The following is a 25,777-nucleotide window of genomic DNA, read 5'->3' on the forward strand; positions in this document are numbered from 1 at the left end:
CGCGCTCCGACCTGTGCGAATGCGAGACTGAACGAGGGATGGCGGGAATCCGACGCCGTTCCTGGAGGCGTACGACCACACGGAGGCGGGCGATGGACGAGGCACGGGCGCGGGACGTACTGGCCGCGGCGGGGGTGGTACCCGTCCCGGCCCGGGACGCGCGACTGCTCGCCCTGGGCGAGAACGCGGTGTTCGCCGCCGGTGACCTGGTCGTCAAGGTGGGCCGCGACGCCGAACTCCTGGGCCGGGCGCGGCGCGAACTGGACATCGCGGAGTGGCTGGCCGACGCGGGCGTGCCGGCGGTGCGGGCGGCCGAGCCCAAGGCGCTGCTGGTGGAGGGGCACCCGGTGACCGTGTGGCACCGGCTGCCCGATCCGGTACGGCCCGCCGAGCCACGGGATTTGGCCGAACTGCTACGGGTCGTGCACACGTTGCCGGCTCCCTCCTTCGAACTGCCGCCGCGTGAGTTGCTGGGCGGGGTGGAACGGTGGCTGCGGCTGGCGGGCGCCGCGATCGATCCGGCCGACGCGGCGTATCTGCGGGAGCGGCGGGACGGGTTCGCCGCGGCCGCGGGTGCGTTGACGCCGCATCTGCAGCCGGGGCCGATTCATGGTGACGCCCTCCCTCGTAACGTCCACGTCGGCCCGGACGGGCCGGTTCTCGTCGACCTGGAGACCTTCTCGGTGGATCTGCGGGAGCACGACCTGGTGGTCATGGCGCTCTCACGGGATCGGTACGGGTTGCCTGCGGCGGCTTACGACTCGTTCGTCGAGGTGTACGGCTGGGATGTGCGGGAGTGGGAGGGCTGCTCGGTGCTGCGGGGGGCTCGCGAGACGGCCAGTTGTGCGTGGGTGGCGCAGCATGCGCCGAGCAATCCGAAGGCGTTGGCGGAGTTCCGTCGCCGGGTGGCTTCGCTGAGAGAAGGGGATGAGACGGTGCGGTGGCATTCGTTCTGAGCGCCTGTTTCCGACCTCGAAACAGCCCGTCAGGCTACGGCCACCCGCACCGCCGGCACCCTCGCCCCGGTTCCGGTGATCGCCCGGATGCTTACGCGAGCATCAGCAGCAGCCGCGTGTTCGGTACGAGCTTGCGGTTCACGCTGGTGCTCTGCACGAATATCGTGAAGTCGTCGTTGTGGTCGGGCTTGACGCGGACTTCCACGTCCGGCAGGCCGAGCAGGGCCCGGGCCTCGGGCCCCGTGTACACCCGGTCCGTCTTCTTCTCCAGCACCGCGATCTGCTTCTGCGCCTGGATCTTCTCCGACTTGCTCAGCTGGTAGAACGCCCCACCGGTACGGTAGGTGTGCCCGCATTCGATGACCCAGTCCCGGATCGCGGCGTCACGAGCCACGGGGATCAGCTGGTACGCCGACGGATCCACCGGGGTGAGTCCGGCAGCCTTGATGGTGTCCCTGTTGACCACGTCCGCACCTGTGGAGAACACCGCCCGTGAGCCCCGGATGCCCTGGGCGCGGCCCATCATGAACTTCTCGGTGGCCTGCTGGATGACCTGCCCGGCCTCCTCCAGGCCCTGGGTGCTCGTGGCGTCCCAGATGGCGATGTTGTCCCTCGGGAAGCCGCACTGCATGGCCTCGCGCTTGCCCATCTGGTCCGGCACAAGGACGGCCAGCGTCCAGTTGTCCTCCTGTGTCGCGATCAACTTGGCCACCCCGTTGACCAGTTCACGCGGATCCCTGCTACGGGCGTCCGGGCAGCGATGACTTGCGTTCTCCTGCCCGTCGGTGAGCACGAACGTCAGGAAGCTGTGGTCTCCGTACAGTTGAGCCGTCTGCGCCAGCTCCCGCTGCGATTTGAGCGTGGCCGACAGCAACGCCGTCATTCCACCGACCCGGTACAGCTGCTTCAGGGACGGCATCCGCAGCACGTCCTTGTCGTAGATGACGCACTCCACCGTGTCTGCGAAGACGTACACCGTGACGCGGGTTTCCTGGTCCAGCTCCTGCGATCGGCGGGCCAGATAGGCGATCTGCTGGTCGGCGACTTCGACGACCTTGCGGCTCAGGTGCGACATGGACGAACTGGCATCCAGCACGAGAGCGACGTGATTGATGTAGTTCTGGCTTACGGACATGACAGCTCCCCCTCTTTTTTCGACTCGATGCTTCTTCGACTCGATGCTCCGATGCTCTCACCCACCACTGACAATCGATCTTGTCGTGCCAGGCGGTGGCGGGCGGCGTGGTCGGACAGATCCGCGATCAACCGTCAGCTCGCGTCCGACCGCGAGACGGGCCGGGGCGCCCGGGCGCCGGGGCGCCGTGCCGGGGCAGCACTCAGGGCGTCACCTCGCCGTCACTTTCCCGGCTCTGGATCCTGCGCGCCGCGCGGCCCAGTTCGGCCAATACGGTGCGGACCGCCGATCTGGCCGTGCGCTCGGGGCGGTAGAGGGCGTCGATATGGCGTCGCGCCTGCACTCCGCTGAGCGGCCGCAGGACCAGCGCCGGATGTGGGCGCATCGTCCAGCGGGGCATCAGGGCCAGGCCCCCGCCGGCCGCGACGGCCTCGGCCGCCACCGCGAACTCGTTGATGCGGTGGGCCAGACGGAGTCGGCGTCCGGCCGCGGCGGCGACGGCCTCGATGACCGCCAGGACCGGGAAGCCGTCGTGCACGGTGATCCACTGCTCCTCGGCCACGTCGCGTGGGGTGACGCGGCGCTTGGCGGCAAGGCGGTGATCGACGGGCATCGCCACGTCCAGCGGCTCGCGCAGCAACGTCGTCGCGGTCACCGTGTCCGGCCACGGCGGGGCGTGGTCCAGGCGGTGGGCCAGGACGATGTCGTACTCCCGGGTGAGCCGGGGGAAGTCCTCCTGCGGTACGTCCTCGTCGGCCAGCCTCGGCACCGGCTTGCCCGGCCCGGCCAGCGCGCGGATCAGCAGCGGGAAGAACGCCGTGGCCGCGCTGTGGAACGCCGCCACCGACACCTCCCCGTCCGGCCGCTCGACGAACTCCTCGACCGTGTGCCGCGCCCGCGCGAGCGCCGTCTCCACCTCGACGGCCGCTCCCGCCAGCGCCTGCCCGGCGTCGGTGAGCACCAGCCGGCGTCCCTGCCGCTCGGTGAGCGGCACCGGGATCGCGCGCTGCAGCAGCCGTAGCTGCTGGGAGATCGCCGACGGCGTCACCAGCAACGCCTCGGCGACCGCCGTGACACTGCCCAGTTCGCCGAGCTCCCGCAGGATCCTCAGCTGCCGTTCGTCCATGGCCTCAGTGTAGGGACGATGTAGTTCTGCTAAATGATCGTTTTAGAAAGTGGTACTGGGCTTCAGGGATGCCTCCGGTGCACCGTAGGCGCGTGTCCAACGTCCGCCGTACCGATGCGGTACTCCTCCTTGTCGCGCTCGTCTGGGGTTCCAGCTATCTGTCGGCCCAGACGGCCACTGCCGCGCTGCCCGTCCTGCTGGTGCTCTTCGCCCGCTACGCCCTGTCCGCGCTCACCTGCCTCGGCGTCGTCGCCTCCCGTGGGCGCGGGGCGCGCCGGTGGACGCGTGCCGAACTGCGGGCCGGTGTGCCTCTGGGGGTGACCCAGGCCGCGGTGCTGCTCGTGGAGACGTACGGCGTCGCCCACACCAGCGCCGCCAACGCCGGGCTCATCATCAGCCTGACCATCGTCCTCACCCCGCTCCTCGACCGGGGCGGCCGCCGCGGCGCGTTGCCCGTCTCCTTCTTCGCCGCGACCGGCGTGTGCGTCCTGGCCGTCGGGCTGCTGATGTCCGGAAACGGCTTCCACGCGCCCCGTCTCGGCGACCTGCTGATGCTCGGCGCCGCACTGATCCGGGCCGGGCATGTCGCACTGGTCGGCCGCTTCACCACCGGTCGGGCGATCCGCCCACTGCACCTGACGACCGTGCAGACCCTCGTCGGCACGGCCCTGTTCCTGCCGGTCGCCGCCCACGACCTGCCGACGCTTGCTCACGCGGCCCCGGCCACCTGGGCCCAGCTGGTCTATCTCGCCCTGCTCTGCAGTGTGTTCGCCTTCCTCGCGCAGACCTGGGCCGTGCAGCGCACCTCCGCCAGCCGGGCCAGCCTGCTGCTGGGCACGGAGCCGGTCTGGGCCGTCGCGGTGGGCATCGCGCTCGGCGGCGAGCACCTCACCGCGCTCACCGGTCTCGGGGCGGCCCTGATGCTCACCGGCACGTACTGGGGGCAAGCGGTGGAACGGGCGCACCGCAGCGCACCGGAACCCCGACGCCCCGCACGCCACGCCTCGACCGACCACCTCGACAGGGACCCCGACCCCGCAGACAAGGACTCCGCATGCCCGGCCCCACCTACGACAACCGCAGCCACGACGACGTCACCCACGACGACCGCACCCCGCACGACACTTACGACCACCTGATCTCCCTGCTCGACTCCTCCTCCGTCGACTACCGACTCCTCGACCACCAGCCCGAGGGCGCCACCGAGGCCGTCTGCGCGCTGCGCGGCCACCCCGCCTCCGAGGCCGCGAAGTGCCTCGTGCTGCGGGTCAAGGTGGACCGGCGCACCACGCGTCACGTCCTCGCGGTCGTCCCCGGAGACCGACGGGTCGACCTGGACGCCGTCAAGGCGCTGTTCGCCGCGCGCTACGTCGGGTTCAGCGAGCCGGAGACGGCCGAGCGGCTGGCCCGCGCCGTCCCCGGCACCGTCTTGCCGTTCAGCTTCGATCCGGACCTGGAACTGGTCGCCGACCCGGACGTGGTGGCCCAGCCGAGGCTGTACTTCAACGCGGCCCGGCTCGATCGCTCCCTGCTCATCTCGGGAGCGGACTACGAACGGCTGGCCAAGCCCCGCATCGAGCGCATCGCAGCGCCGGCGACACAGGCGGTCGCCTCGCCACAGCTGTGACGGAGGGCGCCGCGACAGGCCTCAGGGCAGCACGCGGCGCTCTGTTCTCAGACCGTCTCCCCCGCCGGCTCCCTCAGCGGCCACGTCCCGTCGACCACCGCCGTCGCGTCGCCCTTGCGGCGCAGGAAGTCCTGGAAGTCCGCCGCCCACTCGGCGTACCACTCGATCTGGCGGCGGTGCAGCTCCGCCGGGCCGAGGGCCGCGATCTTGGGGTGGCGGGTGGCTATCGCGCAGGCCAGCCGGGCCGCGGCGAGGGCGTCGGCGGAGGCGTCGTGCGCGGCGTCGAGGGAGATGCCGTACTCCCGGCAGACCGCTTCGAGGTTGCGCTTGCCGCGGCGGTAGCGGTCGACCCAGCGGTCGATGGTGTACGGGTCGATGACCGGGGCGGGATCGACGCCGCCCAGCCGGTCGCGCAGGGACGGCAGTCCGTACCGCCGCAGTTCGGCGGAGAGCAGGCTCAGATCGAAGGCCGCGTTGTAGGCGACGACCGGTACGCCTGTCTTCCAGTAGGTCACCAGGACGTCGGCGATGGCGGCCGCCACCTGGTCGGCCGGGCGGCCCTCGGCGGCCGCGCGCTCATTGCTGATGCCGTGGACCGCGACCGCGTCCGCCGGGATCTCCACGCCCGGATCGGCCAGCCACTCCCTGTGCCCTGGGGCCTGCCCGTCCCTGACCTCGATCACGGCCGCCGTGACGATGCGCGCCTCACGCGGATCGGTCCCGGTCGTCTCCAGGTCGAAGCCGATCATCAGCTCCCGGTGCCAGCCCATGGGCGGTCCCCCTTCTTGGTGGTGCTTTCCCCCAGTGGTCTCCACCCTCCCATGCGCCACTGACAATCAGAGGACCGCATTCCGCTTCCGCGGTGAGACGGCGATTCCCCGGCGGGACGACGCTTCCACGGTGGGACAGTTCAGGACACCGGGCGCGAATCCGCCCACATGAGCTCGAACTCCTCGCGATAGGTCGGGAAGAGCCCGCCCGGGTCGATCTCGTCCGACTTGACCACCCTGCTGCCGTTGCGCAGTACCAGGGCCGGCGCCTCCAGCCCCCGTGTGCGCCGCAGATAGGACTGCACCACCGCGATGCCGTCGGTGCCGTCACCGTCCACGAGGTACGCCGTGAAGCGGGGCGTCTCGTCGAAGACCTGGATCTCGAAGGCACCCGGGTCCCGCAGCCGGGACCGCACCCGGCGCATGTGCAGGATGTTCATCTCGACGGCGCGGCTCAACTCGCCCCGCTTGATGCCGAGTTCGCGCTCGCGCCGCTTCACCGCGCTGGAGGCCGGGTTCAGGAACAGCAGCCGCACCCGGCAGCCGGACTCGGCGAGGCGTACCAGGCGGCGCCCGGAGAAGTTCTGGACGAGCAGGTTGAGGCCGATACCGATGGCGTCGAGCCGGCGCGCGCCGCCGAAGATGTCCTCGGCCGGGAACTGGCGCAGCAGCCGAACCCGGTCGGGGTGCACGGCGACCACGTCGGCGTACCGGTCACCGACCAGGTCCTCGACCGCGTCGACGGGCAGCCGGCGCGCGGAGGGTACGTCGCCGCCCGCGCCGAGGATCTCCAGCAGACGCGCCGAGGCCCGCTCGGCCTGGTTCAGAACCGCCTCGGACAGGGCCCGGTTGCGTGAGACCACGTTCCGGGTGACTTCCAGTTCGTCCAGGGCGAGTTCGACGTCCCGGCGGTCGTCGACGTACGGCTCGAAGCACGGCCAGTGCTGCACCATCAGCTCGCGCAGCTGCGGCAGCGTGAGGAAGCTGAGGACGTTGTCGTCGGCCGGGTCGAGCAAGTAGCCCTTGCGGCGGCTGACTTCGCGTACGGCGACCGCGCGCTGGACCCACTCCTGGCCGGCGGGCCCGGCCGCCGCGACCACCCAGTCGTCCTGGCCGTGCACGGGTTCGTAGATGGGGCGCAGAACAGCGGCCACGACCGCGCGCAGCCGCTGTTCGACGAGGTTCAGCCAGATGTAGGCCCGGCCGGCGCGCTGGGCGCGTGTGCGCACCTCGCGCCAGGCGTCGGTGTCCCAGTCCAGCTCCGGGCCGATGGAGTTGGTCTCCATCGGCCTGGCCAGGGACACCGTGCCGGGCGGGGCGTCTGTGGAGTTCCCCTCGTGACCCTCGTCACCAGGGGGCAACTCCAGCCCTCCCGAGCCCACCCGCGCACCGCCTTCCGCTCCCCCGAGCACTCCCCGTCCCAACGATCAAGGAAGGGTACTCCGGGAGCGGTCGGCGGTGCAGCCGGATGGGCAGGGTCATTCTCAACGAGGGAATCCCCAATTGCCGTTCTGCCAGGCGACGTCGGCGGGAGTGAGCGGATTCATAGCCGTGACGTCCCTCGGGACGACGGAGAATCCCTGCCAGTGGACCGGCATGGGCTGCTGGTCCTCGTCCCGCACGATGTGGTGGAAGCCCACGTTGGCCCAGACGACCGGGCGCGTGAGGTTCTGGCCGTTGACCCACTTGTCGACGGACTTGGGGTGGCTGCCCGCGCACCCCGGGTTGTGGCTGGCGAACTTCTCGCAGCTGTTGTACTGCGTGAAGTAGAAGTCGTGCTTGGTGAAGCTACGCCCCGGGAACTTCGTGCTGATGCCGGGGACGATCTCGTAGGACCGGGCGTGTCCGTCCTTGTTCTTGCCGGTCGCGCTGACCACACGCCACCAGCGGTAGTTCTTGGCGTCGCCCGTCAGCTCCTTGGTGACCTTGGTGGCGGTGGTCTTGGTCTTCGGGCGCCCCTGTCCGGTGGTGACGGCCGAGTCGTACTGCTCGACGCGGTTCTTGGTGGAGCCGTCGAGCGCGAAGTCCAGCCGCCAGAAGACGTTGTGGCTGTGGCTGGTGGCCTTCGCCCGGGCACCCTTGCCGATCGGCCAGCCGCGGCCGTCGCCGGCGTCGTAGTCGTCGTAGGAGAGGCTGCCGGTCGCGCCGACGTTCATGTTGATGGCGCCGTCGTCCTGGAAGCGCCACTCGGTGATGTACTCGTACCAGCCGACCTGGTTGACCGTGTAGACGAGCAGGTCCTTGCCCTGGGCGTGGTAGGTCTTGTTCCCGTCGTTCATACGGTAGGCGTGGCCCCGGGAGCGGGTGGTGGTGCACAGGCCCTTGACGTTGGGGTCCTCGGTCCAGGCATCGGGGACCTTGACCGTCTTGATGGTGCCGCCCGGGCACTCGCCCGGCGACAGTGCCATCAGGCCCTGGGCGAAGGGCTGGCCCGTCAGGTCGTCGAACTCGTTCTTCCCGTCGTCGTAAGGGACGTGGATCTGTCCGAGCCTGGCGCTGTTGAGGACCTTGATCGGCTTGGTCTCCCCCTTGGGCTGGTAGGAGATGTGGTCCAGGACGAGTCCGGCCTTGCCGTCGTAGCGCCAGCACATCCGCCAGGTGGTGCCGCCGGAGAGCTTCTGCTCGATGCGGTAGGCGGCGCTGCAGTCGGCGGCCGCCGCGGGGGCGGCTTTCGGCTGGGCGGCGGCCGGTCCGGCGGCGGTCGTCACGCCGGCGGCCAGAGTGGCCACGGTCAGGCCCACGGCCGCCGCCCGCCTGCGGGCACGGCTCATTCTGTTCACGCGCATGAAGAAGTGACTCCCTTACAGGAGGTGCAAGTACTGGGATGCGAGTCGGAAAAGTGAACGGAGAGCCGTTCAGCCGTCGAGCTTGGCGACCTTGCGAGCGCTCAGGTCGATCACCAGAGCCCGGGTGTCGATCCACGGGCCGTTCTTGACCTTCACGAACAGCCGGACGCAGCGGTGCTCACCGCACTTGTCGAGAGCGGCGGACTGGGCGCCCGGATCGGCCCGGTAAATGCCGGCGCTGAGCTGGAGCTGGTCCGGGGAGGTGAGCTCCTTGCCGATGGCGTCCTTGTAGTCGGCCTTCAGGTCCGCGCCCAGCGGGTCGGCGATCAGGAGCCTGGCCGCCTCGATGCCCTCGGCGCGACTCGGGGGCGGCTGGACGCCCTGCGCGGTGTAGGACTTCTCGACCTTCCCCGTGTCGAGATTGACGGTCTTCGTCACGAGGGAGTCGTTCTTGTAGTCGTAGAACGTCACCTCGGCCCGGCGCGGCACGTTCGAGGAGTCCAGTTCGTCGGCCTCCGGGTCGGCAAGGCCGACGCTGAGCCGCTGGGCGCCTCGGTCACCTTCGACGTCCTCTCCGGCGTTGCGCAACTGCCGGTCGGCCGCGATGCTCGCGACGCGGTCGATCTCGTCGTCGGTCAGCGGATCGCTGCCCTTGCCCTTCTCCCCCTCGCTCGGCGCCTCCTCGACGACGCCCGGCGCCACCGCGCCGGGCCCCTGTCCCTGGGCCGCCTGCTGGGCCGACTGGCCGCTGCTGTCGGTCCCTCCCGCCGTGTCGGCCCCCGCCGTGCCCGGCAGGGTGATTCCGACCATCACGGCGGTTCCCGCCACCGCGATGGCCGCACCGGCCACCACCTTGCCCAGATGGCGGTGCACTATCTTGCGCACATCTTCCCCCTACTCCCCCTATGCCCTCGGGAGTACGTGATTGCCCCACTGGTTCGGCATACCGCGTATGCACTGGTCGACCGGTAAGAGGGACGTAAGTCATAGGTGGTTCCATCACTTTCGGGGAGACTCGACAGCAAGGCGCCCCCGACGGCGCGCTCCAGCTGAAAGAGTCGTGTCCATGCAGGTCTGGCCTGGAGAGGCATATCCACTCGGTGCCACTTACGACGGCGCCGGCACCAACTTCGCGGTCTTCACGGAGGCCGCGGACCGAGTAGAGCTGTGTCTGCTGCACGACGACGGCTCGGAGACGGCGGTGGAACTGCGGGAGAGCGACGCGTTCGTGCGGCACGCGTACGTGCCGGGCGTCATGCCGGGTCAGCGGTACGGGTTCCGGGTGCACGGCCCGTACGCCCCCGAGCGCGGCCTGCGCTGCAACTCCGCGAAGCTGCTGCTCGACCCGTACGCCAAGGCGATCAGCGGCTCGATCCGCTGGGGCGAGGAGGTGTACGGCTATCACTTCGACAAACCCGACAAACGCAACGACCTGGACTCGGCGCCGCACACGATGTCGTCGGTCGTGGTCAACCCGTACTTCGACTGGGGCGACGACCGGCCGCCGCGCACCGAGTACCACCACACGGTGATCTACGAGGCCCATGTGAAGGGCCTCACGATGCGCCACCCGGGGCTGCCCGAGGAACTGCGCGGCACCTACGCCGCCCTCGCGCACCCGGCGATCATCGAGCACCTCACCGAGCTGGGCGTGACGGCACTGGAGCTGATGCCGGTCCACCAGTTCGTGAACGACCACCGCCTGGTCGACATGGGCCTGAACAACTACTGGGGCTACAACACGATCGGTTTCTTCGCCCCGCACAACACGTACGCCTCCTGGGGCGACCGCGGCCAGCAGGTGCTGGAGTTCAAGTCGGCGGTGCGGGCGCTGCACGAGGCCGGCATCGAGGTCATCCTCGACGTGGTCTACAACCACACCGCCGAGGGCAACCACCTGGGCCCCACGCTGTCCTTCCGGGGCCTGGACAACCCGCAGTACTACCGCCTGACGGACGACCCGCGTTACTACATGGACACCACGGGCACCGGAAACTCCCTGCTCATGCGGTCCCCGCACGTCCTGCAGCTGATCATGGACTCGCTGCGCTACTGGGTCACCGAGATGCACGTCGACGGTTTCCGCTTCGACCTCGCGGCCACCCTGGCACGGCAGTTCCACGAGGTGGACCGGCTGTCGTCGTTCTTCGACCTGGTACAGCAGGACCCGGTGGTCTCCCAGGTGAAGCTGATCGCCGAGCCGTGGGACGTGGGCGAGGGCGGCTACCAGGTGGGCAACTTCCCGCCCCTGTGGACCGAGTGGAACGGCAAGTACCGCGACACCGTACGGGACCTGTGGCGCGGCGAGCCGCGGACGCTGGCGGAGTTCGCGTCCCGGCTGACGGGCTCGTCCGACCTGTACCAGGACGACGGGCGGCGCCCGCTGGCCTCCATCAACTTCGTGACCTGCCACGACGGGTTCACACTGCACGACCTCGTCTCGTACAACGACAAACACAACCACGCCAACGGCGAGGACAACCGGGACGGCGAGAGCCACAACCGGTCCTGGAACTGCGGGGCGGAGGGCGAGACCGACGACCCGGCCGTCCTGGAGCTGCGCGCCCGCCAGATGCGCAACTTCATCGCCACACTGATGCTGTCCCAGGGCGTGCCGATGCTCAGCCACGGCGACGAGTTCGCGCGCACCCAGCGCGGGAACAACAACGCCTACTGCCAGGACAGTGAGCTGGCGTGGATCGAGTGGCCGCAGGAAGGCGGTGAGGACGGGGAGGACGGCTCGGTCGGCGGCGGCGCGCACGGGCTGCCCCGCGAGCTGCTCGCCTTCACGCGCGCGATGGTGTGGCTGCGGCGGGACCATCCGGTCTTCCGCAGGCGACGCTTCTTCCACGGACGGTCCGTGGAGGGCACCCACGACGACCTGTCGGACATCGCCTGGTTCACACCGCAGGGCAAGGAGATGACCCAGCGGGACTGGGACCGGGCGCAGGCGTCGGCGCTGACGGTGTTCCTCAACGGCAACGCGATCTCGGAGCCGGGGGCGCGCGGGGAGCGCATCACCGACGACTCGTTCCTGCTGATGTTCAACGCCTCCCCCAAGACCCTCGACTTCGTCGTGCCGGTCGACCACGGCCGCCAGTGGCAGGTGGTCGTCGACACGGCCCGCACGGACGGGGTGCCGCCCGGGACGGGAGCGAAGGTGCAGGCCGGGGACCGGTTGACGCTGGTGGACCGGAGCATGACGGTGTTGCAGCGGCCGGTCTAGGACGGTGTGTCGGTGCGTCCGGTGTACGACGCCGGGCGCGCCGTCCGCGCGGGGGCGGATTCACGTCGGGACGGTACCGGTTCGTCGTTCCGACAGTGGCCCACGTGGAGGCGCCGATGACACGAACGGCGTCCGGGCGGGTACGTAGCTTTCCATGACACCTGAGCGACCCGACCCGATGGTGCCGACTTCCACCTACCGGCTGCAGCTGCAGCCCGCGTTCCCGTTCGAGGCCGCGGCGGCGGCCGTGCCGTATGTGGCCTCGCTCGGCGTTTCGCACCTGCATCTGTCCCCCGTCCTGGAGGCGGTCCCGGGGTCGGGGCACGGCTACGACGTCGTGGACCACGCGCGCGTGCGCGAGGAACTGGGTGGCGAGGAGGGGCTGCGCGCGCTGGCGCGTAGCGCGCGCGAGCACGGCCTGGGTCTGGTGGTGGACATCGTGCCGAACCACATGGCCATGGCCCCGCGGCACAACCGCGCGCTGTGGGAGGTGCTGCGCGAGGGCCCCAAGTCGCCGTACGCGCGGTGGTTCGACATCGACTGGGAGGCGCAGGGCGGCCAGGTGCTGCTGCCGGTGCTGGGGCACCCGCTGGGCGAGGAGCTCGGCCGCGTGGAGGTGGACGGCGACGTCCTGCGCTACTACGACCAGGTGCTCCCGCTGCGCGAGGGCACTGAGGACCTGCCACTGCCGCAGCTCCTGGACGCCCAGTGGTACCGGCCGGTGTGGTGGCGGCTGGCCCGTACGGAGCTCAACTACCGGCGGTTCTTCAGCATCTCGGAGCTGATCGGGGTGCGGGTCGAGGACCCGGAGGTGTTCGAGGCCACCCACGCCAAGATCCTGCAGCTCCTGCACGAGGGCGTGATCGACGGGCTGCGCATCGACCACCCCGACGGCCTCGCCGACCCCGACGGCTATCTCCAGCGCCTCCACGAGGCGACCGGCGGACGCTGGACCGTGGTGGAGAAGATCCTGTCGGACGGGGAGCATCTGCCGGCCTCCTGGCCCGTCGCGGGCACCACCGGCTACGACGCCCTGCGGCACATCGACGGCCTGTTCACCGACCCGGCGGGCTTCGGGGAACTTCTCGGCCAGTACCGGCGGTTCGCGGCCCCGCAGACGGACCGGGGCGGCGACTGGGAGGCGACGGTGCGGCGGGCGGCGTACAAGGTGCTCACGCACGAACTGGCCACCGAGGTCGACCGGCTGACGCGGGTGGCGCACCGCGTGTGTGCCACCTCCCCGGAGCCCGCCCTGCGCGACCGCGCGCCCTGGGCGCTGCGCACCGCGCTGCAGGAGCTCCTCGTCCGGCTGGAGGTCTACCGGCCGTACGTCTCCGGTGACGCGGCCCGTGTCGTCACCGAGGAGGCCGCTGCCGAGGCCCGGCTCGCCTTCGTCGTGCCCGAGGAGGCCGGCGCGGTCGACGTCGTGCGCGAGCTGGTGCTCGGGCGGGCCGGTGACGGGCCGGAGCACCTGGAGTTCCGGACGCGGTTCGCGCAGACGGCGTCGGCGCTGCGCGCCAAGTCCGTGGAGGACACGGCGTTCTACCGCTATGTGCCGCTGCTGTCGGCGACCGAGGTGGGCGGAAATCCGGGGAGCCCTGCCGTCTCGCCCGACGAGTTCCACGCGTACTGCGCGCGCGTGCAGCGCGACTGGCCCCTCACCGGGACGGTCGCGTCGACGCACGACACCAAGCGCAGTGCCGACGTACGGGCCGCGCTGGCCGTGCTCACCGAGTGCCCGGAGCGCTGGGCGGACGTCCTGGCCGAGGTGACGCGCGACGGCGAGGGCGTACCGGACGCGCAACTGGCGTGGGCGGCCTGGCAGACGGTGTTCGGGCTCGGCGATGCGGCTGTCGACCGCGTGCAGGGGGCCCTGTTGAAGCATGTGCGCGAGGCAGGGCTGTTCACGAGCTGGACGGAGCAGGAGCCACCGTACGAGGAGGCGGTGGCGGAGTTCGTCGCGGCGGGGCCGTGCGGGGCGCCGTACGCGCGCGTGGCCGCCTTCCGGGGCAGCCTGGAGCCGCACATCCGGGCGAACATGCTGGGCATGGCCCTGGCCCAGCTGACGATGCCGGGCGTCCCCGATGTGTACCAGGGCACCGAGGGCGAGTACCGGGCACTGGTCGACCCCGACAACCGGCGGGCCGTACGGTTCCCGCACGAGGATCCGGGCGAGAAGGGTGCGTTGACGGCGTCGGTGCTACGGCTGCGCAGGCGGCGCCCCGAGGTGTTCGGTGACTCGGCGTCGTACGTGCCCTTGGCCGCCGAGGGGCCGTCGGCCGGGCACTGTGTGGCCTTCGTGCGCTCCGGCGAGGTGGTCACCGCCGTGACGCGGCTGTCGCTGCGGCTGGCGCGGTCGGGTGGCTGGCGTGACACGGTGCTGGCGCTGCCGCCGGGGCGGTGGGCCGACGCGCTGGCTCCGGAGCGGGAGTTCAGCGGGCACGCGCGCGTGGCGGAGCTGTTCGAGCGGCTGCCCGTTGCGTTGCTGGAGCGGGTCGGCGTGGAGGAGTCGGTGTGAGCGGGCCGAGCGGACGTACTGCCGTACGGCGCGCCCATGGAGCACACTCTCGGGCGCGTACGGCTGTCCCGCGCGCCGTGATGTCCTGCCGGCGACCGGCTCGGGCCCGCGCACGCTCCCGGGGCTCGGGCACGGCGGCCGGCGCGTGGTGACGAGCGACGACGCCCTCTTCGCGCCCGCGTTCTCGACGGCCACCCTGACGCTCGTAAGTGGTGCGAACGGGTTGAAACAGGGCCCGCAATCCCCGGCAGGACAGGCCTCGCACTCCCGAGGACGGACCTCGTACTCCCGCTGACGCCGACCGCTCTGTCCTGCCGGCGGCAAATGCACCTGGGCGCCCCCAGGAGCCTCCCCCGTGAACTCCTTGACACGTAAACCAGACCATGGGGTACTGCGGATTGCGAAGCAGGGCGGACGTGACGGGGGTGAGTCTCCTGCCGGAGCTGCGCTACCCAACTCTGACCGAACTGGTCCTGTCCGCCCGAGCGTTGGCCGCCCACCGGCCCGACCTGTGCGTACTCAGACAGGTGGGGGCCTCCCGGGCGGGCAGGCCCCTCCATCTGCTGTCCATAGGTCACGCGCGACACGCCGTGCTGGTGGTGGCGGGCGCGCACTCCAACGAACCGACGGGGAGCTCCACCCTGCTGGCCGTAGCCGAACGGGTCCTGCACGAGCGGGAGTTGCGGGCCGACATCTCCTGGCACTTCCTGCTGTGCGCGGATCCCGACGGGGCGAGCCTGCACGTGACGCCGGCGCCCCGCAGCCTGTTCGACTACCACCGCGGCTTCTTCCGGCCCGCGGCCCCGGAGCAGCCGGAGTGGGCGCCGGCCGCGCTGCCGCCCGACCGGCTGCCGCCCGAGACGCGCGCGCTGACCCGGGTCATCGACGAGCTGCGCCCCTACCTTCAGGTGACCCTGCACGGCACCGACCTGGGCGGCAGCTGGGTGCAGTTGACGAAGGACGTCCCCGGTCTCGCCGAGCCGTTCGCGAAGTCCGCGGCTCAGCTGCACATCCCGGTGGAGACCGGCGCCTCGGACGCGGCGGGCTGGCCCGCGGCCGGGCCCGGGGTGCACGTGATGCCGGCGCCGGGCGCGGGCGCGGCCTACCCGAGCATGCCGGACGACGCGCGCAGCAGCACCTGGTATCACGTGCACCGGTACGGCGGCCTGACCGCGGTCGTCGAGGTGCCGATGTGGGCGAGCGACCTGGTGGACGACCCGGCGCCGCATCCGGACCCGGCCAGGGCGATGCGGCGGCTGGCGGTTCGGCTGCGGCGGGACGCGCTGGAGGTGGAGCGGGTGCTCGCCGAAACGCTCCCCCGCCTGGACGGCGTCGACGGTCCCCTGTTGCGGGCCGCGAAGTGGTCGCTGGAGCTGGTGCCGGGGCTGGCCGCCGACTGGATGCACACGCCGCCCGCCGACGACACCATGGCCTACGTCGGGAGCGTGGACGCCTTCGGGCGGCGGCTGCCACTGCGGGCGGCGGCCATGCTGCTGCGTGTCCTGGAGGCGACCGGCGACCGCGCGGCGCAGCCGCTCGAACGCCTCGTGGCGACCTGGAGCGACGCCTTCGCCGAACGCTTCCGCGCCCGCTGGGTGCCGCTGGAGCACCAGGTCGAGCACCAGTCCCGGACGGTCGTCGCGGCCGCGCTGCACGCACGTGACCGGGCGGCGTGAGCCACGCCGACGGCACACGCGCGTGCAGCGCCGTGCCGTAGGGCGTCAGTGGTCCAGGGCGAACACCGCGCCCGTCCGGGCGGACATCCCGCATCCGTTCGAGAACGTCTCCCGGTACTCGACCGGGCGTCCGTTCCACTCTCCGCGCGCGTGGGCGGTCACCGGCGCGTAGATCATCGGGCAGAAGGCGTCCTTGCGCTGGAGTCGGCCGATGTCGCCGCCCACCCTGTCGAGCTGCTCGCAGGCCTCGGCCGCCTTGCCGTGGCCCTGCGGCGGATCGCACAGCAGCAGCCTGCCGGGCGCCTCACCGTGGGGGGCGTCGCCACGGGTGACCGTGACGAAGAGCCAGTTGACGGGGTCGGAGGCCTGGGCCGTCGCCTCGGGCGCGGCGGCGCCCAGGGCGAGGGCGGCGGCTGCCGTGAGCAGAGTGCCTCGTACGGCTGTGATGCATCGCGTCATTCCCGATGCATCGGCACGGCGGCCCCGGCATTCCACCCCGACTCACCCGAACGAGAGCACGCGGACGCGTGCCGCGTGGCGAGTTCGAACGCGGCGAGCACCACCCGCGACTGGTACTCCACCTGGCGCGCGACCGGTATCCAGCGCGCTCCGCAGCCGTCGCGGTAGTCGTCGCACCACTCGTCGAGAAGCCGGTCCAGTTCCGGCAGCACCCGGGCCGGGTCGCGCCCGGCGCCGGTCACGAGCTGGTGCAGCAGTCCGGCCGTCCGCAGGGCGAGGCGCCGTCCGGCGATGCGCAGGGCGGCCAGGTGGGCGGTGCTGAGCGGCGGAAGGGGTCGTGCGCCGCCTGGGTCCTCGACGTCGGGGTCCCAGGTGTCGGCGAGCCCGGGGCAGACCAGTAAATAGTCGTCGACCGGAGCGAGCAGCCGGGCCGTCTCCGGGCCGGCGGGAAGGTGGGGCCGCAGGCGCTCCAGCAGCCGCTGCAGGAGGCGAGCGTCGTGGCGCAGTGTGTGACTCACCCTGCGCAGGACCGTTTCCTCATCTGCGGGCGGAGTACCGTCCTCCACCGCGGCGACACCCCACATGGGGGCCTCGACGACCGCCGTGACGGTGCCGTGCCGGTGCGGATGGAACCAGGTCGACTCGACGGCCGCCTCGGTGATGGCGGCGGCCAGACCGCCCCGGCGGGGCCTGGGGATCCGGTAGACGGCGGGTCCCAGTGCCGGCCAGTACAGGGTGTCGTAGGGGCCGAGCTCGCGCGGGATGCCGAGGCGGGCGGCGGTGTGCGCGACGCGCTGGGCGAGGCCGGGCAGGTCGTGGGTCAGCTCGACGAAGCCGCCGCCGACGTCGACGTCGTGCAGGGAGCACTGGAGGAAGGGCCGCAGTTCGTCCTGGAGGTCGAGCAGGGCACGGGTCTCGGGCAGTGTGGCGGCGTCCGCGCCGTCGGGCAGCCACTCGGGCTGCTCCAGGAAGCCCGGCCGGAAGAAGTGCCGGAAGTAGCCGCCGAGGGCGTACGGGCCGTGCAGCCAGCCCTCGTTGCGGCGCAGGCCGTCGGGGTCCAGGCACAGCAGCAGGTTCCAGGTGGCGTCGGCGCCCTCGTGCAGGCGGGGGTCGGCCAGCACCCGTTCGGCCAGGCGCAGCACGGTGGCGCCGCCCACGGGTTCGTTGGCGTGCGGGCCGGCCACGACGAGGGCCTGGCGGCTGCCGTGGCCGACGGACAGCAGCCACAGGGGCGTGCCCGCGCGGGACGTCCCCACGCGGCGCAGCCGCGCGTCACGGGGGCGGCGGGCGACGAGCGCGGCCGCCCGTGCGCCCAGCTCGTCGACGGTCGGGTAGCGGAGGAGTGGCGGCAGGGCACACCTCCACAATGCGGTGCCGTCGATTCACCTGGTGTGCACGGTGTACGCACAGTCAGTCACGAGTTGACGACCACTTCAACACCACAGGGGGCAAAGGGACTTGAGTCAACGCATCAAGTAAGGCCAAGGCCAGAGGTAAGGTTCGGCTCACGTCGCGGCGAGCCGGAACGACATCCGGCCGAAGCCGAGCTGGTCGCCCTCGCGGACCACGACGGCCCCGATGACCCGTCGGCCGTTCACCGTGGTGCCGTTGGTGGAGCCGAGGTCGCGCAGCACCCACATGCCGGCTTGGTGGCTCAGTTCGGCGTGTACCCGGGACACCGTCTCGTGGGTCAGCCGCAGCCCGTTGGCGGGGTCGCGGCCGATGCGCAGCGGATGGCCGGCCGCGGGGTGGGGCAGCAGCAGCTTGGGCAGCCGCTCGGCCTGCCAGGCCCGGCGCAGCCGTACGGTGAAGCCGGAGATCGCCTCGACCGAGCCGAACACCAGGCGCGACATGCGACTCTCGACGGGCAGGTCGGCGGTGAGCACGGCGAGCTCGTCCGCGCGGCGGGCGGCGAGGGCGAGCTCCATGCGCCGCACGAACGTGTCGTGCGACAGCCGGCCCATGGCGACGCCGTCACGCAGCACCTTCAGCGCCTTGTCGCGCTCCGCGTCGGAGAGCCGCGCGGGGTAGGTATTGAACTCGAAGGACGACGTCACGGTGCTGATTGTCGGTCAGTGAACCCCGGGTGTCCAGAAAACGGGGAAACGGCCGCCACGCGCGCGTGATCGGCGAGACCGGGCACGACACCTGCCGCAAAAGGGAAGATTCAAAAGCGGATTGATCTCGTTTGAAGCACCATGGACGGGCTACATCACGGTGAGCAGACGAAGGGGAACCGTCCGTGCAGTTCGAGGTGTGGGCACCGCAGGCCGACCGTGTGACGCTCCAGTGCGAAGGCGCCACGCGCGCGTTGGAGCGCGATCCCGACCGCGCGGGATGGTGGTGGGGGGAGGCTGAGGCGCGGGACGGCACGCGGTACGGCTTCGCGCTCGACGACGGCCCCGTGCTGCCCGATCCGCGCTCGCGCCGGCAGCCGGACGGCCCGGACGGGCTGAGCGCGGTCGTCGACCACGGGCGGTACGAGTGGCGTACCGAGTGGGCGGGGCGGCCCCTGCCCGGTGCGGTCCTGTACGAGCTGCATGTGGGCACGTACACGCGCGAGGGCACGCTGGACGCGGCCGCCGAGCGGCTCGGACATCTCGCGGAACTGGGCGTCACGCACGTCGAGTTGATGCCCCTGTGCCCCTTCCCCGGGCGGCACGGCTGGGGATACGAGGGGGTCTCGTTGTGGGCCGTGCACGAGCCGTACGGCGGACCCGAGGCGCTGAAACGCTTCGTCGACCGGGCGCACGAGCTGGGCCTGGGCGTCGTCCTCGACGTCGTGCACAACCACTTCGGCCCGTCCGGCAACTACCTGCCCGCCTTCGGGCCCTACCTCACGGACACGCATCACACGCCCTGGGGTTCCGCCGTCAACCTGGACGCGCCCGGCTCGGACGAGGTGCGCGCGTATCTCGTGCAGAGCTCGCTGGCCTGGCTGCGGGACTACCGGATCGACGGGCTGCGCCTGGACGCGGTGCACGCGCTGGTGGACACGCGCGCGTGCCACTTCCTGGAGGAGCTGTCGACGGCCGTCGACGCCCTCTCCGCCGACCTCGGCCGGCCGCTGTGCCTGATCGCCGAGTCCGACCTCAACGATCCGCGGCTCATCACCGCGCGCGAGGAGGGCGGTCTCGGTCTGCACGCCCAGTGGAACGACGACTTCCACCACACCCTGCACGCCGCGCTGACCGGCGAGTCCCAGGGCTACTACGCCGACTTCGCCCGCGCCCCCATGGCGGCCCTGGCCAAGACCCTCACCGGCGGCTACTTCCACGACGGGACGTACTCGAGCTTCCGGGGCCGCAGGCACGGGCGCCCCCTGGACCGCACGCGCGTGGCCGCGCACCGACTCCTCGGCTACAGCCAGACCCACGACCAGGTCGGCAACCGCGCCCAGGGCGACCGGCTCGCGGCCTCCCTCTCCCCCGGCCTGCTGGCCTGCGCCGCCACGCTGACGCTGACCGCGCCGTTCACACCGATGCTGTTCATGGGCGAGGAGTGGGCCGCGGGCACGCCCTGGCAGTTCTTCACCGACCACACCGATCCGGAGCTCGCCGAAGCGGTACGGAGCGGTCGGCGGCGGGAGTTCGCGGCGCACGGCTGGGCCGAGGAGGACGTGCCCGACCCGCAGGACCCGGCGACCCGGGGCCGCTCCTGCCTCGACTGGTCCGAGCTCGACGGCGAGCACCACGCGCGCGTGCTGGCCTGGTACCGGCGTCTCATCGCCCTGCGCCACGAGCAGCCCGACCTCACGGATCCCGACCTCGCCGACACCAAGGTGGCCTACGACGAGCGGGAGCGCTGGCTCGCCTTCCGGCGCGGCGACGTACGCGTGGCCGTCAACCTCGCCAAGGAACCGGCGGCGATCCCCCTGGGGCCCCGCGAGGCGACCGTACTGGCCGCGTGGGAGCCCGTGCAGGCGCCGGGCGCGGACGGGGTGCTGCAGGTGCCCGGGGAGTCGGGCGTGGTGCTGTTGCAGGGGTGAGCGAGCGGGGCGCGGGGGCGTGAGCGTCCGGGGGCCCGAGGGCCCAGGGGCGTGAGCGTCCGCGCGTGCACCTGTGCGTCCGCCCCTACAACTCCTCGTCTCCCTCGTCCCCCTCGTCCTCCCTGAACTCCGTCACGCGCTCCAGCAGGATCGCCTCCCACGCCTGCCGCAGCTGCGCCCTCAGCAGCGGGAGGGGCGTCTCACCCTTGCCGTCGAGGCGGTCCGCGAGGCGGACGAGCGCGTCACAGCGGGCGAGCCAGAGGCCGCGCAGGCACGGGCGGGCGCCGTAGCCGGCGAGGGTGGCGGCGCGGACGGCGGCCGGGGAGCCGACGGCGAGGGCGAGGCCGGCGATGTCCTCCGCGGGGTCGCCGAGGACGGTGTCGGCCCAGCCGAGGACGCCGCGCACCCGGCCGTCGGCGCTGACGACGAGGTGGTCGCCGGTGAGGGCGTGGTGGACGAGGACCGCGGTGCCGGACTGGGCCGCGAGCTGGACGGCGGCCGGCGGGGTGAGCTGGCGCAGGCGGGCGGCGTCGAACTCGTCCGCGTCGGCGAGGCGCGCGGTGGCACGCTCGGCGGCGCGGCGCAGGGCCTCCAGGGAGCGCGGCGCGGCGCGCGGCACACCGAGCGTCTCCGCCTGCCGTGCCGGGACCTCCCGCAGCCCCGTGAGCAGCCCGGCCAGGTCGGCCTCCCCGAGGGCGGAGACATCGTGCTCCCCGCCCGCCCCGCCGGGCACCTTGGTGTCCAGGGTGTAGGTGAGCCCGGGCGCCCACTCCCCGTACGCGACGCTCGTCGGCACCGCGACCGGGACGTGCGGGCGGACGAGGTCACGCAGGCGCAGTTCACGGCGCTGGCGGGCGGCGGCCGCCCGGTCGGGGGCGAGGCGCAGCACATGGCGGGTGCCGACCCACCAGGTGGCGGGCTCGGCGCCCGCGGCGGCGGGCCGGACCTCGGGGCCGGCCGAGTCGTCCACGCCGTCCTTGAGCAGGGAACGGACCAGTCGGCGGACGGTGTCCGCGGTGGGTGTCGGTGCCTGGGTCATGGTCGCGCCGTTGTCGCTCGGGGGTCTACGGGGGCTCCTTGCGCCGGGATCGGTCACCGGGTCAGTCCACTATGACCATCTCGCGGGTCGTGTCGTTGAGGCGCCGGCCGCCGTCCTCGGTGACCGTCACGATGTCCTCGATGCGCACCCCGAAGCGGCCGGGCAGATAGACGCCGGGCTCCACGGAGAAGCACATGCCGGGCACCAGGGGCTGCTCCTCGCCCTCGATCATGTACGGCGGCTCGTGCGTGGTGACGCCGATGCCGTGCCCGGTGCGGTGGATGAAGTACTCGCCGTACCCGGCGTCCGCGATGACCGCGCGGGCGGCCCGGTCGACCTCCTGGCAGGCGACACCGGGCCGTACGGCCTGGTAGCCCGCCTCCTGGGCCTCGCGCACCAGGTCGTGCACCCGGCGCTCCTCGTCGGTGGGTTCGCCGACGTGGACCGTGCGGGAGGTGTCGGAGCCGTAGCCGTCCTTCAGGCCGCCGAAGTCGAGGACGACCATGTCGCCGCGTTCGATCACGCGGTCGCCCACCTCGTGGTGCGGGTTGGCGCCGTTCGGGCCGGAGGCGACGATGGTGAAGTCGACCTGTGAGTGTCCGAAGCGGCGCAGCAGGTGGGCGAGGTCGGCGGCGACCTCGGACTCGCGGCGCCCGCCGAAGGGAACCTTCCGGATCTCCTCGAACGTTGCGTCAGCGGCCGCACCCGCGGCCGCCAACAGCTCCAGCTCGGCGGTGTCCTTGACGGCCCGCAGCATCGGCAGGACGTCGGTGAGGGAGGCGTAGGAGGTGCCGGGCAGCGCCTTCTGCAGGGCCAGCAGGTGCAGCGCCCAGGCGTTGTCGCTGATGCCGAACCGGCCGCTCGCGTCGAGGAGGGCGGCGGTGGCGGCGTAAGGGTCCTTGCCGTCGGTCCAGTCGCGCAGGGCCAGACCGGGCACGCCGGCGGCCTTCGCGGCGTCCGGGGCCTCCAGGGCGGGGACGACGAGGACGGGGTCCTGGCCGGGGACGAGGACCAGCAGGGTGAGCCGCTCGGTCTCCGCGGTGGGCGCGTAGCCGGTGAGCCACACCAGGTCCGGGCCGGGTGCCACCAGGAGGCCGGCCAGACCGGCGTCCGCGGCCGCCCGCACGGCCCGTTCCCTACGGGCCCGGTAGTCGTCGGCGGTGAAGGGCGCGGGTGCGGTGCCGGTCATCCGGGCCTCCCTGGGCGCGTGAAAGGACTACGGTCAGCATCCTGCCCGGACGCAGGGGGCGGCGCGAGCCGGTCGGCGGGGGTTTCCCGCGGCTGGTCGGGCATGGCGTCAGCCGTCCAGTGCCATGCGGACACCCAGGAGCAGCAGCACGCCTCCGGAGACCTGCTCCAGGCGCCGGCGCACACCCGCGCGGGACAGCACCGCCTTCATCCGGCCGACGAACCACACGTACAGGCCGTAGTAGCCGACTTCGTAGACCGCCCAGAGCGCGGCGAGGCCCACCATGGCCGGCAGGTGCGGGGCACCCTCCGGCACGAACTGCGGGAGGAAGGACATCGCGAAGACGGCCGCCTTGGGGTTGGCGAGGTTGAGCAGCAGTCCGCCGCGGTAGGAGGCCCAGCCGCTCTTCGGTGTGCCCTCCCAGGCGGCCTCGTCAGCCCCCTTGGCGCGGTGCGCCTGCCGCAGCGCCTGGACGCCGAAGCCGACGAGCACGACCGCGCCGACGATCCGCATCACGTCGTAGGCCGTCTCGGAGGCCGTCAGCAGCGCGGTCAGGCCGAACGCGGCGACCACACCCCAGATGAAGACGCCGGTCTCGTTGCCGAGCACGGTGAGGAATCCGGAGCGTCTGCTGTGCAGCGACTGCTTGATGATCAGCACGGTGCTGGGGCCTGGTGAGGCGGCGACGAGGGTGCACGCCCCCAGGAAGGCGATGAGGGTGGTCGGCATGGGGTCATCGTGGCCCTGTCGGCGGAAGGTGACCAGTGGTTTTCGCGTACTCCCCCAAGGGATGCGAGGTGGTCAGGTCACGACGCCCGGGACCGCCGTCAGCTGCTGGAAGCCGCCGCTGCGGTGGCGCACCGTCAGGGTGACCTCGTTGCCCGGACGGGCTTGGGCGACGGCTCGCGCGAGGTCGGCGGCCGAGTCGACGCGGGTCTCGTCGAACGCGAGGATCACGTCGCCCCGGATCAGGCCGGCCGCGTATCCCGGGCCGGGCACGTGGACGCCGACGACCAGGGCGCCCACCTTCCGGGCGTCCACCGCCGCCACGCCGAGGGTCGCGACGGCGGCGGGGGCCTGCGGCGGGGTCGGCGTCGGCGAGGAGGGGGCCGAGGCCCCCGGGTCTGCCGAGGGGGCCGGGGCTCCCGGGGTGCCCTGTCCTGTCTGCCGCTGCAGCTCGGCGAGCTTGCTCATGCCGATCACCGTGGCCCCCACCGTGCCGAGTCCGACCCCGGACAGGACCAGGCCCATCCCGACGAGCAGGGCGAGCAGGAGGGGAGTGAGCCGTCGGCCGCATCGGCCGGGCCCGGCGTGCGGGCGCCGTGCGCCGGGGCCGGACTTGGCTCCGTCGCCGGGCCCCTGACCTGGCATGGGCTTGGGTCGCAACGCAGTCTGTTCCATCGGATCGCCTCCGGCTGGTGACTACCCTGCGCACCGGCACACAACGAGACACGATCGAGTGAGACTGACGTGTGGTCAAGAACGGGAAGCCCTAGGCGTCACGGTGAGAAGACGGCGTCAGGGAAGATCGACGGCCCGTCTCACGCCCGTGGGGCCAACGCCTTCGCGACTGCCGACGCAGCTCCCCCGAGCGCCCCCGCGTACACCAGTTCCGTCCGGTGCACGACACGCGGTTCCGTGACCGGTACGGCGATCGTGCCGGGCACCCCGGTGGCCACCGGGCGTGGCAGCAGGGTCAGGCCGTGGCCCGCGGCGGCCAGGGCCGTGAGGGCGCGGACGTCGGTGCCCTCGTATCGCAGGGCGGAGCGGAAGCCGTGTCCGCCGTTCGCGGCGCGGAGATGGGCGAGCGGCAGGGCCGCGTCGGGGGCGTCCAGCCATCGGGCGTCGGCCAGGTCGCCGAGGCGCAGAGCCGTGCGCCGGGCGAGCGGGTGGGAATCGGGCAGGAGGACGCAGACCGGCTCCTCCCCCACGCCGTACGTGGTCAGCGGTGCCACGTCGGGCAGTCGCAGCGGGTCGCTGGGGGCGGCGAGGCCGTCGACGAGGCCGAGGTCCGCCGTGCCGGTGGCGACGGCCGCGGGGACCTCGTCGCGGGGCAGCACCCGCAGGGTCACGCCGGAGGCCGGGAGCACGGCGAGGGCCCGGGGGCCGAGCGCGGTCGCCGCGGTCGCGAGCGTCAGTCCGTGGTCGGGCGCGGCCGCCATCCGTACGACGTCCGCGCGGGCCGCGTCCAGGCGCAGCAGCAGCGGGCCCGCGTGTTCGAGCAACCGCTCACCGGCCGCCGTGGGCGCCACGGGGCGGCGGGTGAGCAGGGGTGCGCCGAGGTCCTGTTCGAGCGCGGCGATGTGCTGGGACACCGCCGACTGGGTGTAGCCCAGTTCGCGCGCGGCCTCGGAGAACGAGGCGAGGCGGGCGACGGTGACGTATGTGCGCAGCAGGTGCGGGTCCATGTCCGACAGGATCCCGGATCGCATCAGTTCCGCTTATCGAGGGTGCAGAAATCATCGTTGGACGTGAACTCGGGGCCGCGCCCAGGATGAGGGCCATGACGAACACCGCTGCCCGGACGGCAAAGACGGCAAAACTCGCCCTGGTCGGGGATCGCTCCCCCAACGTCGCCTCGCACACGCGCGTGCCGCTCCTGCTGGACGCCCTCGCCGAACGCGACCGGCTCGTCCTCGACGCCTACTGGATCCCGTCGCAGGACGCGGCGGCCGACGACGCGGTGCGCGGCTTCGACGCCGTGTGGGTGCTGCCGGGCAGCCCGTACCGCAGTGAGGCGGGTGTGCTGTCCGTGATCCGCGCCGCGCGCGAGGAGGGCATCCCGTTTCTCGGCACGTGCGGCGGTTTCCAGCACGCGCTCCTGGAGTACGCCCGTGACGTGTGCGGACTCACCCGGGTCGCGCACGCCGAGAACGACCCGGACGCCGACGACTTCCTCATCGAACCCCTGGCCTGCTCGCTGGTCGGCCACGAGGCGGTGGTCCGGATCGAGCCCGGCTCGCTCGCCCAGTCGGTGATCGGTTCGGAGCGGACCGTCGAACGGTACTTCTGTGCGTACGGCCCCTCCCGCCACCTCGACACCCTGAGCGCGCACGGACTGCGCTTCTCCGGACATGACGAGGACGGCCACCTCCGGATCGCGGAACTGCCCGGCCACCCCTTCTTCCTGGCCACGCTCTTCCAGCCGGAGCTGTCCGGCGACGGCTCGCACCCGCATCCGATCGTCCGGGCGCTGGCGCGAGCCGCGGTCGAGCACGCGGCCCGGAAGGTGCCCACGCGCGCGTGACGCCCACGCGTCCGTGACACGCCACGCGCGCGTAC

General features: G+C 72.1%; 22 protein-coding genes. 8 read left to right on the plus strand and 14 right to left on the minus strand.

Annotated elements, in window-relative coordinates:
- Positions 1 to 92: 92 nt before the first annotated feature.
- Positions 93 to 956: a phosphotransferase enzyme family protein gene (locus QQM39_RS07840; RefSeq protein ID WP_301995910.1), complete on the plus strand. Its 864-nt coding sequence runs from the start codon at positions 93 to 95 to the stop codon at positions 954 to 956.
- 91 nt (positions 957 to 1,047) lie between these two features.
- Here QQM39_RS07840 and QQM39_RS07845 read toward each other — a convergent pair whose 3' ends face one another.
- Together QQM39_RS07845 and QQM39_RS07850 are read right to left on the minus strand one after the other, a co-directional pair.
- Positions 1,048 to 2,091, minus strand: coding sequence for a vWA domain-containing protein (locus QQM39_RS07845; RefSeq protein WP_301995911.1), 1,044 nt, complete (start codon positions 2,089 to 2,091; stop codon positions 1,048 to 1,050).
- Positions 2,092 to 2,293: 202 nt separating this feature from the next.
- Positions 2,294 to 3,217 carry a LysR family transcriptional regulator gene (locus QQM39_RS07850; RefSeq protein ID WP_301995913.1) on the minus strand — a complete coding sequence of 308 codons (924 nt, stop codon included), beginning with the start codon at positions 3,215 to 3,217 and terminating at the stop codon, positions 2,294 to 2,296.
- A 92-nt stretch (positions 3,218 to 3,309) separates the two neighbouring features.
- On the opposite strand from QQM39_RS07850, the gene QQM39_RS07855 reads away from it, so the two are divergent.
- Both QQM39_RS07855 and QQM39_RS07860 read left to right on the plus strand, forming a co-directional pair.
- Complete coding sequence (locus QQM39_RS07855) at positions 3,310 to 4,356, plus strand: DMT family transporter (protein WP_301995915.1); 1,047 nt, start codon at positions 3,310 to 3,312, stop codon at positions 4,354 to 4,356.
- Positions 4,272 to 4,844 carry a YbaK/EbsC family protein gene (locus QQM39_RS07860; protein WP_301995917.1) on the plus strand — a complete coding sequence of 191 codons (573 nt, stop codon included), beginning with the start codon at positions 4,272 to 4,274 and terminating at the stop codon, positions 4,842 to 4,844. Before QQM39_RS07855 ends, QQM39_RS07860 begins: the two co-directional genes overlap by 85 nt.
- Positions 4,845 to 4,891: 47 nt before the next feature.
- Here the strand turns inward: QQM39_RS07860 and QQM39_RS07865 are convergent, their stop codons facing one another.
- The 4 genes from QQM39_RS07865 to QQM39_RS07880 form a co-directional block, all read right to left on the minus strand.
- Positions 4,892 to 5,614, minus strand: coding sequence for a 3'-5' exonuclease (locus tag QQM39_RS07865; protein WP_301995919.1), 723 nt, complete (start codon positions 5,612 to 5,614; stop codon positions 4,892 to 4,894).
- A 140-nt stretch (positions 5,615 to 5,754) separates the two neighbouring features.
- Positions 5,755 to 7,026: an SAV2148 family HEPN domain-containing protein gene (locus QQM39_RS07870; protein ID WP_302003510.1), complete on the minus strand. Its 1,272-nt coding sequence runs from the start codon at positions 7,024 to 7,026 to the stop codon at positions 5,755 to 5,757.
- 72 nt (positions 7,027 to 7,098) lie between these two features.
- Positions 7,099 to 8,400 (minus strand): copper amine oxidase, encoded by a 1,302-nt coding sequence (locus tag QQM39_RS07875; protein WP_301995921.1) that lies wholly within the window; start codon positions 8,398 to 8,400, stop codon positions 7,099 to 7,101.
- Positions 8,401 to 8,469: 69 nt separating this feature from the next.
- A complete protein-coding gene (locus QQM39_RS07880) occupies positions 8,470 to 9,285 on the minus strand; it encodes a Tat pathway signal sequence domain protein (protein WP_301995922.1) in 816 nt (271 codons plus the stop codon).
- A gap of 181 nt (positions 9,286 to 9,466) precedes the next feature.
- On the opposite strand from QQM39_RS07880, the gene glgX reads away from it, so the two are divergent.
- The 3 genes from glgX to QQM39_RS07895 all read left to right on the plus strand — a co-directional run bounded on the left by glgX (position 9,467) and on the right by QQM39_RS07895 (position 15,820).
- Complete coding sequence (glgX, locus tag QQM39_RS07885) at positions 9,467 to 11,626, plus strand: glycogen debranching protein GlgX (RefSeq protein ID WP_301995923.1); 2,160 nt, start codon at positions 9,467 to 9,469, stop codon at positions 11,624 to 11,626.
- Positions 11,627 to 11,780: 154 nt separating this feature from the next.
- On the plus strand, positions 11,781 to 14,144 hold the full coding sequence (treY, locus tag QQM39_RS07890) for a malto-oligosyltrehalose synthase (protein ID WP_301995925.1): 2,364 nt from the start codon (positions 11,781 to 11,783) through the stop codon (positions 14,142 to 14,144).
- A gap of 425 nt (positions 14,145 to 14,569) precedes the next feature.
- Complete coding sequence (locus QQM39_RS07895) at positions 14,570 to 15,820, plus strand: M14 family zinc carboxypeptidase (protein ID WP_302003511.1); 1,251 nt, start codon at positions 14,570 to 14,572, stop codon at positions 15,818 to 15,820.
- A 45-nt stretch (positions 15,821 to 15,865) separates the two neighbouring features.
- Here the strand turns inward: QQM39_RS07895 and QQM39_RS07900 are convergent, their stop codons facing one another.
- From QQM39_RS07900 to QQM39_RS07910, 3 genes are all read right to left on the minus strand, one after another.
- Entirely contained in the window at positions 15,866 to 16,279 is a 414-nt protein-coding gene (locus QQM39_RS07900) for an SSI family serine proteinase inhibitor (RefSeq protein WP_301995927.1), read from the minus strand.
- The gene (locus QQM39_RS07905) at positions 16,276 to 17,646 is read right to left on the minus strand and encodes a M14 family zinc carboxypeptidase (RefSeq protein ID WP_301995929.1); all 1,371 of its coding nucleotides are present in this window, start codon (positions 17,644 to 17,646) and stop codon (positions 16,276 to 16,278) included. Before QQM39_RS07905 ends, QQM39_RS07900 begins: the two co-directional genes overlap by 4 nt.
- A 138-nt stretch (positions 17,647 to 17,784) precedes the next feature.
- Positions 17,785 to 18,336: a DUF1707 and FHA domain-containing protein gene (locus QQM39_RS07910; RefSeq protein WP_301995931.1), complete on the minus strand. Its 552-nt coding sequence runs from the start codon at positions 18,334 to 18,336 to the stop codon at positions 17,785 to 17,787.
- A gap of 185 nt (positions 18,337 to 18,521) precedes the next feature.
- Here QQM39_RS07910 and treZ point away from each other — a divergent pair, with 185 nt between their 5' ends.
- Positions 18,522 to 20,267: a malto-oligosyltrehalose trehalohydrolase gene (gene treZ, locus QQM39_RS07915; RefSeq protein ID WP_301995933.1), complete on the plus strand. Its 1,746-nt coding sequence runs from the start codon at positions 18,522 to 18,524 to the stop codon at positions 20,265 to 20,267.
- 85 nt (positions 20,268 to 20,352) lie between these two features.
- On the opposite strand, the gene QQM39_RS07920 is transcribed toward treZ, so the two are convergent.
- The 5 genes from QQM39_RS07920 to QQM39_RS07940 all read right to left on the minus strand — a co-directional run bounded on the left by QQM39_RS07920 (position 20,353) and on the right by QQM39_RS07940 (position 24,903).
- A complete protein-coding gene (locus QQM39_RS07920; RefSeq protein ID WP_301995935.1) occupies positions 20,353 to 21,306 on the minus strand; it encodes an aminoglycoside phosphotransferase family protein in 954 nt (317 codons plus the stop codon).
- Between the two features lie 61 nt (positions 21,307 to 21,367).
- On the minus strand, positions 21,368 to 22,495 hold the full coding sequence (locus tag QQM39_RS07925; RefSeq protein ID WP_301995937.1) for an aminopeptidase P family protein: 1,128 nt from the start codon (positions 22,493 to 22,495) through the stop codon (positions 21,368 to 21,370).
- Positions 22,496 to 22,603: 108 nt separating this feature from the next.
- The gene (locus tag QQM39_RS07930; protein WP_301995939.1) at positions 22,604 to 23,224 is read right to left on the minus strand and encodes a LysE family translocator; all 621 of its coding nucleotides are present in this window, start codon (positions 23,222 to 23,224) and stop codon (positions 22,604 to 22,606) included.
- Positions 23,225 to 23,296: 72 nt separating this feature from the next.
- Entirely contained in the window at positions 23,297 to 23,896 is a 600-nt protein-coding gene (locus tag QQM39_RS07935) for a PDZ domain-containing protein (protein WP_301995940.1), read from the minus strand.
- A gap of 140 nt (positions 23,897 to 24,036) precedes the next feature.
- Entirely contained in the window at positions 24,037 to 24,903 is an 867-nt protein-coding gene (locus QQM39_RS07940; RefSeq protein ID WP_302003512.1) for a LysR family transcriptional regulator, read from the minus strand.
- A 95-nt stretch (positions 24,904 to 24,998) separates the two neighbouring features.
- Here QQM39_RS07940 and QQM39_RS07945 point away from each other — a divergent pair, with 95 nt between their 5' ends.
- Entirely contained in the window at positions 24,999 to 25,742 is a 744-nt protein-coding gene (locus QQM39_RS07945; RefSeq protein WP_301995941.1) for a hypothetical protein, read from the plus strand.
- Positions 25,743 to 25,777: the final 35 nt, after the last annotated feature.

Origin of the sequence: Streptomyces sp. DT2A-34 (assembly GCF_030499515.1) — a bacterium.
Lineage (GTDB): Bacteria > Actinomycetota > Actinomycetes > Streptomycetales > Streptomycetaceae > Streptomyces.